Genomic DNA, 15,517 nt, shown 5'->3' with positions numbered 1-15,517 from the left:
ATAATTAAATATATATATCTAGTTTGATTTTATATTGATTATTTAATCTTGTATTGTCTCAACTTCATCGCCACTTTGTTATGTGACACCTTTAGCCGCTCTGCTAGTTTACGAGTTGATGGATACAAAGGATAAAGTGCGTTAAGCAGCCCTTGCTCAAATTTTTGTTGTGCAGCATGCCAACTTTCTACATCTCTACCGGTGAAATCCAGTTCATCAGTTTGGCTCACTAATTGTTCATCAAACACAATGTCGTGCTCATCAATGATATTTTTCTCGGCTAAGGCTGCAACCCGAAACAACACATTTTGTAATTGTCTGACATTACCCGGCCAAGAATAGGCACATACTTTTTCTAATGCTGCAGGGCTCAGGTTAATGTTCGACTGATTTACTTGTTTAGCAGCATTGTTAATAAAGTGCTCGACCAATAAAGGTATATCATCGGCGCGCTTATTTAGTGTCGGTAAATCTAAATTCAGCACGTTCAAGCGATAGTATAAGTCTTCTCTAAATTGCTTTTGTTGTACTTGCTCAGCAATATTTTGATGGGTAGCACTGATGATCCTGACATCAACTTTTCGATCCTTAACCCCGCCAACACGACGAATTTTAAAGTCTTGTAAAAAACGTAACAATTTTGCTTGTAAGTACACCGGCATCTCAGCGATTTCATCGAGAAAAACGCTGCCGCCATTAGCAAGCTCAAACAAACCTGGCTTACCTGCACTTTGTGCACCAGTAAACGCGCCAGGTGCATAACCAAACAACTCCGACTCAAGTAAATGCTCAGGTAAAGCCGCACAGTTTATTGCTAAAAAAGGCTTGCTAGAACGACTGCCATTGTCATGCAGCGCCTTGGCTAGTAATTCTTTACCCGTGCCTGTTTCGCCGGTAATTAACACTGGTAAATCTAGGCTGGAAAACCGTTTGGTTTGACTTTTAATTTGTTTAATTGTTTCACTATTGCCGATGATCGAATCAAAACCACCTACTTGCCCTTGCTGGTATTGCGAAAGGTGACGGCCAACATTCGCTAAACTTCGTAACACAATTACCGCACCATTAATCGATTCATCAGACATAACCGGAGTAATATCTGCGAAATATTGTTGATTAGCAAACGTCACTTCTTGTGTGGTTGATTGTCCAGATAAATAAATACGAAGCTTTTCTTTAATGTGGTTGGTAAGTGGTTCATTAATTAGCTGCTCAGCACTCATGCCAAGCGCAACACTTGCGGCTTTATTTACCATTAAGATCAAACCGTTTTTATCTATATCGATAATTGGCTCAGGAATGTTGGCGAGCAATACTTCAAGTTGTTGAGACTTCCGTTCTCCAGGTAGTAGCTCAATTTGACGAATAGCTTTTAAACCAGAAATTTTAATCAACTCAGGCTCAATGATGGCAAGCGGTATACTTGTGTCTTTTAACTGCACGTAAATATGGTATTGGCTAACTTCCATTGCTAGCAAGTCCCAATTATTCATTGCAAAAACGGCAAGAATCTCTTGGGTGATACCCACTCTATCTAATGACGCTATTTCTATTCTCAAAATATCAACCAAAACCAATGTAACAACCTTATTACACTGTAACTTAATTATTACAAACTGTAAAACACCCTGCTAATTAGAGCTGTATGTGAAAGGGTTTATCTCTACGCCACCAACCCGTAATAATATTATTACACATTTATATTTATACAAACCTTTACCCTGAATAACTTACTGATTTCATTACAGTAAATAAATTCGGCAAGGAAATTGCACTGTTGTAAGTAAGACTTATAAACAATGAAATTAGTTGCTTACAGCACTCATAACTAGAGAAAATTAATGAAAAAACAAACACATATAGACACTCAAGCAATTCACGCCGGCCGTATTAATGATGAGCAATTTGGCTCTCTTGCGACGCCGCTTTATCAAACCTCTACGTTTATTTTCGATAATGCTGAGCAAGGCTCGCAACGATTTGCTGGAGAGCAAGACGGTTTTATTTACACTCGTCTAGGAAACCCTACCACACGTCAACTTGAACAACGCGTGGCCGCTTTAGAAGGTATGGAAGATGCAGCAGCCACTGCTACTGGTATGGGCGCGGTTTCAGCCGCATTATTAGCAAATTTAAGCGCTGGTGATCATCTAATTTCATCGAAAGCTGTTTACGGGTGTAGTTATGCGCTAATGGCTCATCAATTAACCCGCTTTGGTATTGAAGTAACATTTGTTGATATGTGTGATGAAGCTGAAATTGTGAATGCAATTAAACCGAACACTAAAGTGTTGTTTTTAGAAACACCGATTAATCCTAATTTAGTTGTATTAGATATTGAAATGATCGGTCGGGTGGCAAAACAGCATAATTTACTTTCTATTGTTGATAATACGTTTTTAACGCCAATACTACAGCGCCCAATAGAGTTTGGCATTGATATTGTAATTCACAGTGCTACTAAATATTTAAACGGTCACGGTGATGTTGTTGCCGGTATCGTTTGTGGTACCCGAGAAATGATAGAACATATTAAGCTAACGGTGCTCAAAGACATTGGCGCGACCATAAGCCCACACGATGCATGGTTAATTCTTCGTGGTTTAAAAACACTACCAATTAGAATGGAAAGACATTGTAAAAGTGCTCAACAAGTGGCTGAATTTTTAGAACAGCACCCTATGGTAAAGTGCGTTTATTACCCAGGTTTAAAAAGCCATAGTGGTCATAAATTTATTGGTAAACAAATGAGCGCGGCCGGTGGTGTAATTGCGTTTGAAATTGAAGGAGACCTAGCTGATGGTGCTCAGTTAATTAACCAGATGCAACTTTTTTCAATTGCAGTAAGCTTAGGTGATGCCGAGTCATTGATTCAACATCCTGCTTCAATGACTCATTCACCGTATAGCCCGGAAGAACGTTTAGATGCAGGCATAAGTGACAGCTTGATCCGTATTTCTGTTGGTTTGGAAAACCCTGAAGATATTATTAACGATTTAAACAACTCATTAACCATGCTTAAAAATAGCAAACATGAAAATGTGATTAACTTTAGTTAAAGCTTAAGTTTATTCGCATCTGGTAGGTAATATTCCTTGTGCTGGTTACTGCTATTGGCAGTAGTGGGACAAGGAATTTTTAAATACACCGCACACAGCTGCAAGTCTTTTCCTGTACAGCGACTCTCTTCCTCACCATGTAGCCTATCGCCAACAATGGGCAGTCCAATTCCTGCTAAGTGTTTTCGTATCTGGTGTTTACGACCAGTTTCTATTTTCACTTGCACCAAAGAACGATCACGATCTCCATCATAAGCTAAGCAAGTAACATGGCTTATGGCACTTTTACTATCAATATCTATATTTATGGTTTGCGGTTGAGCCATCAATGAGTGGTTACCATGGACGATGGCTTGGTAGGTTTTACTCGTGCTTCGTTGTTCGAATGCCTTGGTTAACTGTTGAACGGCTGCTTTAGTATGGGCAACAACGATTAAGCCCGATGTCGCTCGGTCTAAACGATGAACAATAAATGCCGGTCGTTGTGGCTGCAAATGAGTTTCAGCAAAACGGTTTATGGTTGTATGATCGCTCCATTTTGAGCCCTGGCACAGCATACCGTAAGGCTTATACCAAACACTGAATGATTGTTGATCATCTATCAATATTGCATCTGCAACCACTTGCGCCAATACTTGTGGATTGTAATACATATGAACAATATCGCCGGCTTTTAACGCTTTTTTTGCTCGCCGTAAGCGATTAGTGCTTGAGCCTCTTTGTAACCATACACAGCCTTTTTGCATTGCCTGTTTAACTTCTTGTTTTGAAAGTTTGGCAGCATTTGCTAACAACTCTACAACAGAGTCATCTGGGTTAGTGATATTAAGGTGGAACTCTTGTGGACTATCGGTCATTTAACTATGCAAATAACAAAGTAATTATGTTGGAACTTTAGCCTATTTTACCTCTTAAACCAACGCTTGAATTTATCTTTACGTTGATAAAGTAAGAAAAATAACAGGATAAAATAAATACTGGGCTCAATAATTTCAGACTTAACCGACCAATAAAAATGTATACAAACCAAGGTAACCAACAAATAGTTATAATTGTGTAAGGTTTGCCATTTTTTTCCCATCTTACTGCGAATTTTACTCCAGGAAGTAAATGCCAACATTAAAATGATGGCATAAGCACACATACCTACAGTGATATATGGTCGCTCAATTACTTCATCAATAAACAAACTGAAATCAAACTGCAATTCAAAAAATAAAAAACTGAGCATATGTAAACAGGCATAAAAGAATGCATACAAACCTAATAAACGTCTGACATTTACCAACCAACCTTGCTTTAAGTACTTAGCCATTGGCGAGATTAATAAGGTAAGCAACAGAATATTTAATGCACTAATACCGGTGAAATGGATGATTTCTTCCACAGGATCACTGCCGAGCTTATCCATAATCGCAAGGTAATACATTATTGCGGCAGGTATAAATGCCGCGCAATGAATTACTGTTTTTAATAAAAATATTTTAACTGAATTGCGCATTGTATATCGGCTCAGATTGGTCCTGATTAATAGTTTTTTCGAAGGTTCATGCCTTTATATAAATCAGCAACTTCTTCACCATAGCCGTTGAACATTTGCGTTTCAATGCGGTTTCGAGCAAACAACCCGCCACCGGTGAGCCTACGTTCACTGGCTTGTGACCATCTAGGATGGTCTACCTCTGGGTTTACATTGGCATAAAAGCCATATTCATTGGGCGCGAGTTTATTCCAAGTAGTTTTTGGTTTTCTCTCGACCAATTTAATTTCAACAATCGATTTTATACTTTTGAAACCGTATTTCCACGGCGTGACTAAGCGTATTGGCGCACCATTTTGTGGGGGTAAAGTCTTTCCATACAGACCAACAGATAGCAGGCTTAAATCATTCATCGCCTCATCAATGCGCAGTCCTTCTACATAAGGGTATTTTATACCGCCACCTAAATATCGGTTAGATTGGCCGGGCATTTGCTTGGGATCATGCAAGGTTTTAAAGGCCACATATTTTGCCTTTGAATTTGGCTGAGCTTTTTTGAGCACATCAGCTAACCGAAAACCCAACCAAGGGATCACTATTGACCAAGCTTCCACACAGCGCAAACGATAAATACGCTCTTCAATAGTAAAGCTGGAAAACAGCTCGTTGTAATCTAAAGTAAATGGCTTATCTACTTCACCGGTTATTTTTAACTGCCAAGGGTCAACTTTGAAGTTTTGTGCCAGCTCTGCAGGTTGATCTTTTTTAGCGCCAAATTCATAAAAGTTATTATGAGAAATAACTTTTTGCTCAGGGGTTAGCTTATCTTGGATGTCGGAGTATTGAGACTTTTTGAAATCTAATGCGGTAGTTTTAAAAGAAGAGTTACTGTTAGCCCATGCCAACTTAGGCAAACTGTTACCTGCAATTAACGCAGATGCGCCAACAAATCCTAATTGCTTAAGCACCTTACGGCGACTGTAATAAATGGCTTCATCAGTCACCTGACTTTCAACTAATTCACTTTTCTTTTTTGATTTTATTAACACAGCATCTCCTTATCATCCTCTTAGATTAACAGACAGAGAATAAAGATAAATACTTTCAATGAATTTAGCGCTGATACAATGAGGCCGAGCAGTGCTCGGCCTCATTTTCCAATTATTACAGCGCTATTTTATTATGCAGCGACTTGATCAAGGTATGAAGAAATAACTTTAGACTCATACATCCACTCACTACTGCCATCTTCTTTATCAATACGTAAACAAGGGACAGTGCGTTTACCACCGTTGGCAACTAACTCATCTAGATGGTTATCTTTTTTAATGTCGCGTAATTCAATGTTTAAACTATTGCGTTTAATGTTGCGACGAACTTTTACACAAAATGGGCAAGCATTTAATTGGTATAAACTAAAGTTTTCTGTTTGTTGATCAACCGATTGCTGTGCTATTGGTTCGCGTTTCATTGCTTTTGGTGAAAATATAAAGTTTATCAATAAAATGATACGGCCAATAATAAATCGTAATAAAGCCATGGTGTTCCTTAAATAAAGTTAAATCATAAACGAACCTGGCAATTTATTTACCAAATTCAGTTTGGGTCAAATAGGATAGTATTAGTGGGTTACCACATTAAATCATCTGGGATCTGATAATCTGCATACGGATCATCTTCATCGATGTCATCAACATCTACTTTTTCATTACTCAGTAGGATGACGTTTTCATCTAATGTAGCAATTTTTTCAGCGGTTTCATTGGTAACTAAATAAGTAACACCACTTAGAGCACAAATGGCTAAACGACCATTTACCAATGCTTTTTGTGTGGTGTCATTGATATAAAGCTTTTTCACTTTGCCATTATCGGTATAGTTATATTCAACCTCACCGTTAATGCCTTTTATATTATGATGTTCTAGAATTTGTAGTATTCTTTGCTGTAATTCTTTTTCAGCTAACTGCTGTTTCTTCTGCGCGTTTAGCTCATTATCTTTTGCTGCTTTTTCAGCTTGTGCTTTAGCTAAATCTTGCTTTACCTGTTCTTGTAATGTGGCTTCAATAGCTACACCACTGCGCTTTTGTTTATTCTTTTTACGTTTGTCACTATTCGCCTGGCGAGTTTTTTGCTTGGTAGTTAAACCCGCTTTTAGTAACTGATCTTGTAATGATGACATCAAAAACCTACAAATATCGAAAAATTCTATGTTATGGCCGATTATTTTATCAGAAAAGCATTTATCAGTTGACTCTTTTTCGCTGCATTTATACATTAGAGGAATGAAATATATGAATATCGCGTTTAAATTTATCTTCTTTACCAGCTAATGCTGGAGGATTTTCGTATTTCAAATAATAACCACGAAAGCCTTCATAACCATGAAGGCTTTTTTTATCAATAAAATTAAGGCGTCAAAAGTGAAAGATAGTTTAGATTTAAATGTTATTCGTCAAGAGATCACCCAATTAGATCAAGATCTTTTAAGCCTGTTTGCCAAGCGCCGCTCTCTTACGTTAAATGTTGCAAAAAGCAAAGCTCATCAAGTTCGTCCAGTTCGAGATCAACAACGTGAACAAGAGTTATTGGTAAAACTAATTCAAATAGGTAAAGAGCAAGGACTCGATGCTCATTACGTGACCAACATTTTTCAAACCATCATTGAAGATTCGGTATTAAATCAACAAGCGTATTTACAGCAATTAAAAAATCCGAACATTAAAACGCCAACGGTAAGCGTAGCGTTTCTAGGCGATAAAGGTTCGTACAGCTATTTAGCCAGCTATCGTTATTTTTCGCGCAGAGCCGAAGAAATAATCGAGTTTGGATGCGCCAGTTTTGATGATATTTTGCATCAAGTAGAATCGGGTAATGTTGATTACGGAATGCTACCAATTGAGAACACTAGTTCGGGCAGCATCAATGAAGTGTACGACCTACTTCAGCATACAAATCTTTCAATTGTTGGTGAACTATCACAGCCTATCGATCATTGTTTATTAACAGCGGTAAATACCTCTTTAGAGCAAATTGATACCATTTATGCTCATGCACAACCTGTGCAGCAGTGCAGTAACTTTTTAAATAAACAAGATAACATTCGCATTGAATATTGTGACTCCAGCGCACAAGCTATGCAAAAAGCAGCAGAATCCAAACTTGCCAACGTTGCTGTAATAGGCTCTGAAGAAGGCGGCAAGTTATATGACTTAATGGCACTAACCAAGTCTATAGCCAATCAAGCTGAAAATCACAGTCGCTTTATTCTTGTTGCCAGAAAGCCGGTTGAAGTTGCCGAACAAATTCCAGCAAAAACCACCTTAATTCTAGCCACCAGCCAAGAGCCAGGCGCGCTTGTTGATTGTTTAGTGGTATTAAAAGAATATGGCATAAACATGAGCAAGCTTGAGTCTCGTCCAATTCAGGGTAGACCATGGGAGGAAATGTTTTACATTGATTTAGAAGCGAATTTACGCGCCTCAGCAATGCAAGACTGTTTAGCTAAACTGACACAACTAACCCGTTTTATTAAAGTGTTAGGTTGTTACGCAACTGAGCAAATAAAACCAACAAACGTACCAGCGAAAGCGTTAGAAGAATAAAAGCAACTTGCAAGGAACATAAAAAAGCCAATCATTCGATTGGCTTTTTTCGTTCATGGCTGGAATATATAAATCCAGTTGGAATTAGAAGTACTAGCTATTTTGCTCAGCTAACTGCTTAGCAATATATTCCGGTGATTTAGTGCCACGACACAACCAGTAATATGCACCAGGTACAATAAACAAGGTAAAGATACTCGCTAGCGATACCCCTGCAAAAATAACCACACCAATAACCATACGGCTTTCAGCACCAGGACCAACCGCGATAACAAGTGGAATTGCACTCATTACTGTTGTAAATGAGGTCATGATAATTGGACGTAATCGTTGCTGAGCACCTTTAACAATTGCATCGGTAAACTCTTCACCGGCATCACGTAGTTGGTTAGCAAATTCTACAATTAAAATACCATTTTTGGCCGCCAAACCAATTAACATAACAATGCCTATTTGGCTGTAGATATTTAAGCTCATGCCCATAACATATAAACCAGCCATGGCACCAACAAGGGCCAAAGGCACAGTAAGCATGATCACAAATGGATGAATAAAGCTTTCAAACTGAGCAGCTAATACTAAGTAGGTAATTAATAGCGCCAAGCCAAAAATAATCAGCATAGAGCTACTGCCATCTTTAAGCTTTTGTGATTGTCCGGTGTAATCAACTGATGCTTCAGCTGGCAGTTCATCTTTAACGACGTTATTTAGAAAATCTAATGCCTCACCAAGTGTATAGCCTTCTGCTAAATTGCCTGACAAGGTAATGCTTCTTAAACGATTATAACGGTTCAATGTTGTTGAACGGGCATTCTCTTCAAAGCTAATCAAATTAGACATTGGCACTAATTGATCGGTTGAATCAGAACGAACATAAATATTATCAATACTATCTGGAGAGCGATATTCATCTTCATTACCAGCTAACAGCACATCATATTCTTCACCACGGTCAATATAGGTTGTTACTCGGCGTTTACCTAGCATGGTTTCCAAAGTCATACCTATATCACCAACGGTAACACCAAGATCAGACGCTCGAGTGCGATCAATATTAACCAATATTTGCGGTGACGTTTCTTTGTAATCGCTGTCTAGGCCAACTATATTTGGATTTTCTTGCGCTTTTTCCATAATGATATCGCGCCAACGAGCCAACTCATCGTAGTTAGTCCCTTGTAGAACAAAACCTATCGGACGACCACCACCACCACGGCCGCCTAAACCACCGCGTGTCATTACAAATGCACGCACATCGGTGACATCCGCAAGTTCCTCATTAAAGCCATTGATGAAATCTTGAGTAGAAATGTCGCGTTCTTGCCAAGGTGGTAAACCAATAATTGCAATTCCGCCCGTTCCCCCAAAGCCAGGTACTCTCACAAGTACACGCTCTAAGGTTCCATCTTCATAATGATTTAATAACTTTTCTTCAATTTGCAGCATATTACCGGCGTTACTTTTAAAGCTTGCGCCTTCAGCGCCACTCATGATTAAGAATGCACCTCCACGATCTTCTTTTGGCGCGTACTCGCTTGGCAGCTTATTGAAAATAGTCCATAAGCTGGCAAAGGCTAACAGCATAACCAATACGATCATTAACGGCTGTTTAATTACTGAAGATAAGGTCTTTGCATATTTGGCTTCAAGCTTGGCAAAATTTCTGTCCAAAAACTGGCCAAACGAAGAACTACGTTTGCGGTGTTTTAGTAGCTTTGAACACATCATTGGCGTTAGTGATAATGCCGTGATACTTGAAAAAATAACAGCGGCAGCGATTGCCAAGGCAAACTCAGTGAATAACCGGCCAATATCACCAGACATAAATATTAACGGTACGAAAACCGCGACTAACACTAATGTAGTGGCAACAACGGCGAAGGCAACTTCTCGACCACCATTAAACGCAGCAGCAAGCGGTTTTTCACCTTCTTCAATCCGTCGATAAATATTTTCTAATACCACAATGGAGTCATCAACCACTAACCCTATGGCGAGCACTAAGGCTAACAGTGTTAATAAATTGATAGAAAAGCCAAGTGAGCTGAGTACTATCATTGAGCCAATTAAGGCAACAGGTACAGTAACTGCCGGGATAAATGTAGCTCTAATATTGCCTAAAAATAAGAAAATAACCAACACCACCATTAACATGGCGACACCTAAGGTGTTATACACTTCTTTGATAGACTCTTTAATAAAGGTAGATGAGTCATAGCTCGGCGTAATGGTCGTGCCAGCCGGTAAATTCAGCTTCACCAAATCCATTTCTTTTTCAGCGGCACTGACTACATCGATAGTATTCGCTGTTGATTGTTTAATAATGCCTAAACCAACCATGTTTCGGCCATAGCCCCTAAACATAGTCTCTTCATCTTCGGCGGTAACTTCTACTTTTGCTACATCAGATAATCGTATTAACGAATTATTTTCGCCTCGACCAATAACCATATTGGCAAAATCAACATCGGTTTTATAACTGCGAGAAACTCTCACATTAAAAATTCTATCTATTGATTTAACTTCACCAGCAGGCAGTTCAACATTCTCAGCCTTCAGCGTTGATTCAATGTCACTAACGGTAATATCGCGCGCTGCCATTGCTTGTCGGTTCAGTGTTATTTTCATCGCGTAGTTGCGACCGCCGCCAACCATTACTTCGGCGACACCATTAACTACCGCAAATCGGTCAACGATGTATCGATTAGCATAATCAGTCAGCTCCAGAGTATTAAATACTTCACTTTGCAACGTAAACCAAGCAATAACGTCATCATCATCGTTGGCTTTTTTTACTTCTGGAGGATCGGCTTGATCAGGTAGTCGGCGTAATTCAGAAGAGATTTTATCGCGCACATCGTTGGCAGCACCATCTACATCTCGTTCAATATTAAACTCTATCGAAATTCGAGAGCGGCCATCCCGTGAAGTTGATTTAATGTTTTTAACACCTTCAATACCACTAATTTTGTCTTCTAAAACCTGAGTTATTTTGGTTTCAACAATAGCTGCAGAAGCACCTGGGTATGAAGTAGATACAGAAACCACAGGTTTATCTGTATCAGGATATTCTCGCAATGGTAATAACAGGAAAGCAACTATACCAAACGTTACAATAAGCAAATTCAAAACCGTTGCAAAAACAGGTCTTTTTACCGAAAGATCTGACAATATCATTACTTAGTTTCCAATATAGATGACTCTGCTTTAACTTTGGCACCATCTCTTAATTTTAGTGCGCCTTCGATAACAACCTTTGTGCCTTCTTTTATGCCTGAAGAAACCTCAACTATGCCAGGTTTACGACGCCCTACTGAGATATCAACTCTCTTTGCAGTGTCGTTTTGGACAACAAAAACAAAGTGTTTATCTTCAAAAGGAATGACAGCGCTTTCAGGTATTTGCAATACTTGTGCAACATTACGCTCTAGAATAATACTCATTAACATGCCTGGACGTAATTGCATATTGCTGTTATCAATCTCGGCTCGAATTTGGATCGTACGAGTTACAGCATCTACGCGGGGCGAAATACTGGTAACTTTACCGATAAATTTTACACCAGGATAAGCAACGTTGGTTGCTGCAATAGCCTGACCAATATTTACTGTTGTTATAAAACGTTCAGGAATAGCAAAATCGAGCTTAATTATAGAAATGTCGTCCAAGGTTGTGATAGTTGAACCGTCATTAATTAACGCGCCAACACTGACCTGACGAAAGCCAAGTTGCCCATCAAAGGGAGCTCTTATGGTTAAGTTATTTAACGTCGCTTGTGCACTTAATAGTTGTGCGCGAAATGATTGCACCTTAGCTTTTTGTTCGTCACGTTGAGCTATTGAAGCAGCGCTTTGTTTGAGTAGGTCTTTATAGCGTTGAAGTTGGGCACTAGCTTGATCTAAGTTTGCTTGTAACTCTTTAATTTTTGCCTGTTCTTCTTTTTTAAAAAGCTCAACTAAGATGTCGCCTTTTTTTACAGTGTCGCCATCATCAAAATGGATCGATTCAATAATATCTGAATATTGAGCTGCAATAATAACGTCTTCATTAGCTTTTGTTGTACCTAAAGCTTCAAATTCATCACTAAACTCAGCCAAAACAACAGGGGTAGTCTTTACTGACACGACTCTTGCACTTTGAGATTGACTAACATTTTCTTCAGGTAGATAAAGATAACCTAATAACGCGATAAGTAATCCGGAAAGGATTATTAACGGTAAACGAGACGTTTTTTCTGATTCCATATGACGGTTCTATCCAAAATAAGATGTGATATTACAAAAAAGCAATATAACGTACATTACATTTTGAAACGATGTTAATACGTTGAATTACACATTTAATAGGTTAAATAATTATTTTCTAAGGCTATAATTATAAAGGCTTATATTTCTTTAACAAACTTTTGGAAAAAACATGAATAAACTTTCAGCAATTGCGATTGGCCTTTTACTTTTTTTTGGTGCCATGCTCTGGTTTTTGGCATCAGCAGATTGGAATGGTTTTGTCCGTTCTCAAATTGAAATTCATGGTTCAAAACTAACTGGAGAAACGGTAACCGTTGATAAGGTGGACATAAAGTTAAGCGAAGGCTTTGGTGGTATTTATGGTATAAGCATTGAGAATCCAGTTAAATATCAACAACCTAAAGCATTTTACTTAGGTGAAGTTTCTTTAGATATTGATATGAAATCTATCGGCCAATCTCCTTTCGTTCTAGAATCTATTGTGCTTAAAAAACCACAAGCATTTGTTGAGTTTGACAAAAGTGGCAACAACAACTTGAAAGACTTATTAACGGCGATAAATAATCAGATCCCAAAGTCTGAATCAGAGCCAGAAACTAAAAAGAAAAAAGACAGTAAACCAGAACCGCGTATCTCTATTAACAATTTAGAGTTAGCCGGAGTTGCTTTGACTGTTGATCTTCGCCAAGTAAATGGTAAAACTTATGATGTAGAAATACCAAGTGTGCAGCTTGGCGCTATTGGCGGCGAAGAAGGATTGCCAGCCAGTGAATTAGGGGCAGTAATAGGTAATAGTTTGTTTAAGGAAATTTCTGCAGCTGCTAAAAAACAATACAAACAAGTTATGAAAGAAAAACTAGACAAGAAAAAACAAGACTTTCTTGAAAAACTGAAGAAAAAGCACGGTTAATAGTTTGCCCTTAAGCGTTTATAAATAACCCTTAACACTTTATATTATTGAATTGATATAAGGACAATATGAATACGAATGACGATAAAAACGTATCAATAAAACAGCAAGTAAAAAACAACCTTATTGCTATTGTAAGTATCGTTATTGCTATAACGTCACTCGCGTATAATACTTGGCGAAATGAACAAACAGAGTTTAACCGTAACGTTCGCACATCGTCATTTCAAATACTAATGTCGTTAGCAGAGCTTCAGCTTTTAGTTGATACTGCCTTTTATAATGAAAATGGAAAAAACGTCGACCCAATTAAAGGTTGGCGTCACATTCTATACATTCAGGATTTATCACCAACCGTTTCTATCGAAGTTAAAGCCAATGCTGATGACTTACATAATACATGGTCAGAACATTGGCAATTGATGGCAGAGCAAGAAACTAGCAATAAACAAATTAATTACGCGATTGAGAAAAACCGTCAGCTAGTGCTTATGACTTTACAAGAGCTGAAGTAAGCAATTAAGTTTTTGTTGATGAGTAGTTGTACCAAATCATCCAAATATCTTCTGCCAAAGACTGTTTTGGACGTTCAACAATACGCCCTATTTCTACATTTCCGTCATAAACAACAAACGTAGGGGTGTATTTAATCTTGTTTTGTTTTGCTAAACCATCAGGATCAGATTTATTGCCATCCAAAGCAATTAATGACACCTTTGACTGACTGTGTTTAAAACTTTGTAAAAAACGCGGTACTTCTCGTTCGCTGTCGTGGCACCAAGTACCAAAAAATACTTTTATATTTACCTTATCAGCTATCGCATCTATTGCGGTTAATTCATTGTCTGAAAGCTGGTAATCATAATAGTTATCGGCAAATTCTTGGTGGTTTTCCAATAATTGTTGCTTACTAATGTCCCCTACAGGATAAGGCTCTTTCGCATTGGATTGCATTGAATACAAAACAGCAAAACCAACCCAAAATGCAAATGCTAAAAACATAATCGTTTTTTTGTACTTTTGCAAAAAGGTTATTTTTTTATTGTTACTTTCAGCGTTGCTATCATTTGAGTTATTTATGTTCACGAGCTTTTTCCAATAATGAAGTGGATTCTAGTAAGAAGTTTTGCGCATCATCGCCAAACCAATCCGCTACTTGCTTAAACTTTGCAATAAAATCTGATTTATTGCCTTGCTCCACTGATGATAACAGTTCCACAAATCGATTGGCAAAACGTTTCATCATCACCACATTATCCGGATTTGAAAATATGATATCAGCATATAGGTTGGGATCTTGAGCGAATAAACGCCCAACCATAGCCAACTCAAGCCGATAAATAGGTGAACTCATCGCAAGTAGCTGCTCTAGCTCTACATCTTCTTGCATCAAATGATAACCATAACTCACTGTTGAAAAGTGACGCATAACCTGGACCATTGCCATAGCTTCATCATGCTCTTTAGCACTTACCACATAGTTTAACGCGCCCCACACAGTAAACTGATCAAGCAACCATTGGTACTTGTCTAACTGTTCACCATGGCAAACAATAATGGTTTGTTTAATTAAACCAGTAACATCTGGGCCAAACATAGGGTGCAAACCAACAACAGGTCCACGGTGGACTGCCATCATTGCTCGCAATGGCTTAGCTTTAATACTGGTTATATCAGCTAAAATACAATCAATCGGCAAGTTTGATAACTTGCTGATAACAAGCTCAGTTAAATTGATTGGTACAGCGACAATCACTAACCCTGCATTCGCAAAGATGCTGTCAGCATTTTGCCAGTCATCTTTTTCAAGTATTGATACTTGATAGCCGGTTCGAGTAAATAAATCGACAAACACTTGGCCAAGTTGGCCTTGGCCACCAATAACCACAACTTTACCTGCATCAGGGTTTATACATTGATAGCCTTGTTCATCTTGCGAAGAGTATGAATCACGCATTATGCGGCGAAACACATCCTCAACTAAAGGCACTGACAAACCAACAGCCTGAGCTTGCTTGGCAAGCTTAGCCAGTAATTGATTTTCACGATCAGGTGCAAAAATTGGCATACCAACTTGGCTTTTCAATTCACCAACCCGACAGGTTACTTCTCGGCGTTTTGCCAATAGGTTAACCAGTTGCTGATCAATTTCGTCGATGTCATTTCTACATTGTTGTAGTTTTTTATCAAAGGTTGTCATTAATACTTACTTTACTC

The 15,517-nt window shown here is 38.4% G+C and carries 14 protein-coding genes; 4 read left to right on the top strand and 10 right to left on the bottom strand.

Annotation, left to right across the window (positions count from 1 at the left end):
* Positions 1–38 precede the first annotated feature (38 nt).
* Positions 39–1,559 carry a sigma 54-interacting transcriptional regulator gene (locus RI845_RS04990; protein ID WP_348388646.1) on the bottom strand — a complete coding sequence of 507 codons (1,521 nt, stop codon included), beginning with the start codon at positions 1,557–1,559 and terminating at the stop codon, positions 39–41.
* A gap of 282 nt (positions 1,560–1,841) precedes the next feature.
* Between RI845_RS04990 and megL the strand changes: the two genes are divergently transcribed.
* Entirely contained in the window at positions 1,842–3,059 is a 1,218-nt protein-coding gene (megL, locus tag RI845_RS04985; protein WP_348388645.1) for a methionine gamma-lyase, read from the top strand.
* Here megL and RI845_RS04980 read toward each other — a convergent pair.
* From RI845_RS04980 to RI845_RS04960, 5 genes are all read right to left on the bottom strand, one after another.
* Positions 3,056–3,916, bottom strand: a complete 861-nt coding sequence (locus RI845_RS04980; RefSeq protein WP_348388644.1) for an RluA family pseudouridine synthase — start codon at positions 3,914–3,916, stop codon at positions 3,056–3,058. The genes megL and RI845_RS04980 overlap by 4 nt on opposite strands.
* Positions 3,917–3,963: 47 nt before the next feature.
* Positions 3,964–4,560, bottom strand: coding sequence for a protein-methionine-sulfoxide reductase heme-binding subunit MsrQ (gene msrQ, locus RI845_RS04975; protein ID WP_348388643.1), 597 nt, complete (start codon positions 4,558–4,560; stop codon positions 3,964–3,966).
* Between the two features lie 26 nt (positions 4,561–4,586).
* Positions 4,587–5,588 carry a protein-methionine-sulfoxide reductase catalytic subunit MsrP gene (gene msrP, locus RI845_RS04970; protein ID WP_348388642.1) on the bottom strand — a complete coding sequence of 334 codons (1,002 nt, stop codon included), beginning with the start codon at positions 5,586–5,588 and terminating at the stop codon, positions 4,587–4,589.
* 131 nt (positions 5,589–5,719) lie between these two features.
* A complete protein-coding gene (locus RI845_RS04965) occupies positions 5,720–6,079 on the bottom strand; it encodes a glutaredoxin family protein (protein WP_348388641.1) in 360 nt (119 codons plus the stop codon).
* A gap of 89 nt (positions 6,080–6,168) precedes the next feature.
* A complete protein-coding gene (locus RI845_RS04960; RefSeq protein WP_348388640.1) occupies positions 6,169–6,720 on the bottom strand; it encodes a DUF2058 domain-containing protein in 552 nt (183 codons plus the stop codon).
* Between the two features lie 241 nt (positions 6,721–6,961).
* Here RI845_RS04960 and RI845_RS04955 point away from each other — a divergent pair, with 241 nt between their 5' ends.
* Positions 6,962–8,143, top strand: coding sequence for a chorismate mutase (locus tag RI845_RS04955; RefSeq protein WP_348388639.1), 1,182 nt, complete (start codon positions 6,962–6,964; stop codon positions 8,141–8,143).
* A gap of 93 nt (positions 8,144–8,236) precedes the next feature.
* On the opposite strand, the gene RI845_RS04950 is transcribed toward RI845_RS04955, so the two are convergent.
* Together RI845_RS04950 and RI845_RS04945 are read right to left on the bottom strand one after the other, a co-directional pair.
* Positions 8,237–11,320 (bottom strand): efflux RND transporter permease subunit, encoded by a 3,084-nt coding sequence (locus tag RI845_RS04950; RefSeq protein ID WP_348388638.1) that lies wholly within the window; start codon positions 11,318–11,320, stop codon positions 8,237–8,239.
* Positions 11,320–12,387 (bottom strand): efflux RND transporter periplasmic adaptor subunit, encoded by a 1,068-nt coding sequence (locus RI845_RS04945; RefSeq protein ID WP_348388637.1) that lies wholly within the window; start codon positions 12,385–12,387, stop codon positions 11,320–11,322. The genes RI845_RS04950 and RI845_RS04945 overlap by 1 nt, the downstream gene beginning before the upstream one ends.
* A 172-nt stretch (positions 12,388–12,559) precedes the next feature.
* Between RI845_RS04945 and RI845_RS04940 the strand changes: the two genes are divergently transcribed.
* Both RI845_RS04940 and RI845_RS04935 read left to right on the top strand, forming a co-directional pair.
* Entirely contained in the window at positions 12,560–13,300 is a 741-nt protein-coding gene (locus RI845_RS04940; protein ID WP_348388636.1) for a DUF748 domain-containing protein, read from the top strand.
* A gap of 68 nt (positions 13,301–13,368) precedes the next feature.
* On the top strand, positions 13,369–13,815 hold the full coding sequence (locus RI845_RS04935) for a hypothetical protein (RefSeq protein WP_348388635.1): 447 nt from the start codon (positions 13,369–13,371) through the stop codon (positions 13,813–13,815).
* 4 nt (positions 13,816–13,819) lie between these two features.
* Here the strand turns inward: RI845_RS04935 and RI845_RS04930 are convergent, their stop codons facing one another.
* Positions 13,820–14,386 carry a thioredoxin family protein gene (locus RI845_RS04930; protein ID WP_348388634.1) on the bottom strand — a complete coding sequence of 189 codons (567 nt, stop codon included), beginning with the start codon at positions 14,384–14,386 and terminating at the stop codon, positions 13,820–13,822.
* Positions 14,373–15,500, bottom strand: coding sequence for a bifunctional chorismate mutase/prephenate dehydrogenase (gene tyrA, locus RI845_RS04925; RefSeq protein WP_348388633.1), 1,128 nt, complete (start codon positions 15,498–15,500; stop codon positions 14,373–14,375). Before tyrA ends, RI845_RS04930 begins: the two co-directional genes overlap by 14 nt.
* Positions 15,501–15,517: the final 17 nt, after the last annotated feature.

This window comes from Thalassotalea nanhaiensis (assembly GCF_031583575.1).
GTDB classification, from domain to species: domain Bacteria; phylum Pseudomonadota; class Gammaproteobacteria; order Enterobacterales; family Alteromonadaceae; genus Thalassotalea_A; species Thalassotalea_A nanhaiensis.
This window is presented reverse-complemented; position numbering and strand designations above follow the sequence as displayed.

Bases quoted from the DNA above. Each gene is read 5' to 3' on its own strand.
- RI845_RS04960 (WP_348388640.1), bottom strand. From the start codon at position 6,720: ATGTCATCATTACAAGATCAGTTACTAAAAGCGGGTTTAACTACCAAG.
- RI845_RS04945 (WP_348388637.1), bottom strand. From the start codon at position 12,387: ATGGAATCAGAAAAAACGTCTCGTTTACCGTTAATAATCCTTTCCGGA.
- msrQ (WP_348388643.1), bottom strand. From the start codon at position 4,560: ATGCGCAATTCAGTTAAAATATTTTTATTAAAAACAGTAATTCATTGC.
- RI845_RS04950 (WP_348388638.1), bottom strand. From the start codon at position 11,320: ATGATATTGTCAGATCTTTCGGTAAAAAGACCTGTTTTTGCAACGGTT.
- RI845_RS04935 (WP_348388635.1), top strand. From the start codon at position 13,369: ATGAATACGAATGACGATAAAAACGTATCAATAAAACAGCAAGTAAAA.
- megL (WP_348388645.1), top strand. From the start codon at position 1,842: ATGAAAAAACAAACACATATAGACACTCAAGCAATTCACGCCGGCCGT.
- RI845_RS04940 (WP_348388636.1), top strand. From the start codon at position 12,560: ATGAATAAACTTTCAGCAATTGCGATTGGCCTTTTACTTTTTTTTGGT.
- RI845_RS04965 (WP_348388641.1), bottom strand. From the start codon at position 6,079: ATGGCTTTATTACGATTTATTATTGGCCGTATCATTTTATTGATAAAC.
- RI845_RS04980 (WP_348388644.1), bottom strand. From the start codon at position 3,916: ATGACCGATAGTCCACAAGAGTTCCACCTTAATATCACTAACCCAGAT.
- tyrA (WP_348388633.1), bottom strand. From the start codon at position 15,500: ATGACAACCTTTGATAAAAAACTACAACAATGTAGAAATGACATCGAC.